Source organism: Actibacterium sp. (assembly GCF_041584535.1).
Taxonomy (GTDB): Bacteria; Pseudomonadota; Alphaproteobacteria; order Rhodobacterales; family Rhodobacteraceae; genus Actibacterium_D.
Genome location: NZ_JBFHDW010000394.1, coordinates 1 through 1,903 on the forward strand (window position 1 = coordinate 1; position 1,903 = coordinate 1,903).

A 1,903-nucleotide genomic window follows, 5' to 3' on the forward strand; every position below is an offset into this window, starting at 1 on the left:
CCCGACCCGGATGAGCCGGTCGAGCCACAGCCCGAGCCGGAACCGACCCCGGAACCCGAACCGGAACCCGAGCCGGAACCGACACCCGAGCCGATTCCGATGCCGGAACCCGAACCGACACCCGAGCCGGTGCCGATGCCGCAATCCGATCCGCAGCCCACGCCCGAGCCGGTGAACGTGCCCGACCCGCAAGGCGACTATATCGACACCGACACGCCGCTTGAGCTGCCCGACGAATTCGATCCGATGCCGGATATGACGCCGATTGAACTGCCGGACATGGGCGGCGACACCGGCCTTGCCCCCGGTGGGGTCGAGATCAGCAAAGGCGCGGGCAAGCCGGGGTTTCTGGGCCGGCTCTTTGGCCGCGCGGAACCGGCGACGGTCAAGCGTCGGGTGCTGGATGACGACATGCTGGAGCAGCTTGAAGAGTTGCTGATCACAGCCGATATGGGCGTCGATACCGCGCAGCGCGTCACTGCGAACATGGCCGAGGGCCGGTTCGGCAAAAAGCTGTCGGTTGATGAAATCAAGCGCCTGTTGGCGGCCGAGATCACCCGGATCATGACGCCGGTGGCGCGGCCGCTGCCGCTGTATCCGACCAAGCCGCAGGTGGTGCTGGTGGTCGGGGTCAATGGCTCGGGCAAGACCACGACCATCGGCAAGCTGGCCAGCCAGTTCCGTGCCGCGGGCAAAAAGGTGGTGATTGCTGCCGGCGACACCTTCCGCGCGGCCGCGGTCGAGCAACTTCAGGTCTGGGGCGAACGCGCCGGTGTGCCGGTTCTGACCGCGCCCGAAGGCAGCGACCCGGCCAGCCTGGCCTTTGACGCCATGACCCGGGCTCAGGCCGACGGCGCCGATCTGTTGATGATCGACACCGCGGGCCGGTTGCAGAACCGTCAGGATCTGATGGAGGAACTGGCCAAGATCGTCCGTGTCATCCGCAAGAAAGACCCCGATGCGCCGCATAACACCTTGCTGGTGCTGGATGCGACCACTGGCCAGAACGCGCTGAATCAGGTCGAGACCTTTCAAAAGCTGGCCGATGTCACCGGTCTGGTGATGACCAAGCTGGATGGCACCGCCAAGGGTGGCGTTCTGGTGGCGCTGGCCGACAAGTTCGGCCTGCCAATCCATGCCATTGGCGTGGGTGAACAGATCGACGATCTGGCGCCGTTCGATCCCGAGGACTTTGCCAATGCTCTGGCCGGGGTGGACGCCGGTTGAGCGACTGGCTGGTCTCAGTTGCAGGCACCCCGACCGGGCAGCATCTGGCGCTGATCCTTGCGCTGACGGCTGCATTTCTGCACGCGGTGTTCGGCGCGTTGCAGAAGGGCCGTCATGACCCGTGGCTCAGCCGGGGCGCGATTGACGGCTGGTTGCTGGTGCTGTCAGCGCCGATCGCGCTGTTCGTTGTGCCGCTGCCGCAAGGCACCGAGTGGCTGATCGTGTTGGGCACCATCCCGATCCATCTGGTTTACAAGCTAGGCATCGCGCTGGCGTTTTCGCGCGGGGCGTTCACGGTGGTCTATCCGGTCGTGCGCGGCACTGGCCCGTTGTTCGCGGTGATCGGGGCGTGGCTGATCTTTGGCGAGACCTTCACTCTGGTGCAATGGCTGGGTGTGTTGGTTCTGCTGATGGGGATCTTCGGGCTGGCGGTCTATAACCTGATCCATGTGGATGTCGGGCGCGAGACCCTTGTTCCGGCGTTGATCCTTGCGGTTGGCACCGGCGGGCTGGTGGCGCTGTATACCACCTATGACGCTTACGGCATCCGCGCCACACCCGACCCGTTCACCTTTCTGGCGTGGTTCTTTTTCCTGACCGCGTTCGATTTCCCGGTGCTTGCGGCGCTGCGCTGGCGCTCGATGATCGTCCGCCCGGCGCTGGGGCCGCTGCTGCG

2 protein-coding genes are annotated in these 1,903 nt (G+C 65.3%); both read left to right on the top strand.

The genetic code is table 11. The annotated features are described in order from the left end of the window. Positions 1-1,227: signal recognition particle-docking protein FtsY (gene ftsY / locus ABYW26_RS14020; protein ID WP_372605534.1), on the top strand; the 1,227-nt coding region annotated here is incomplete at its 5' end. Beyond that, a partial coding sequence (locus ABYW26_RS14025; protein ID WP_372605535.1) for an EamA family transporter occupies positions 1,224-1,903 on the top strand: 680 nt, incomplete at its 3' end. The genes ftsY and ABYW26_RS14025, both read left to right, overlap by 4 nt.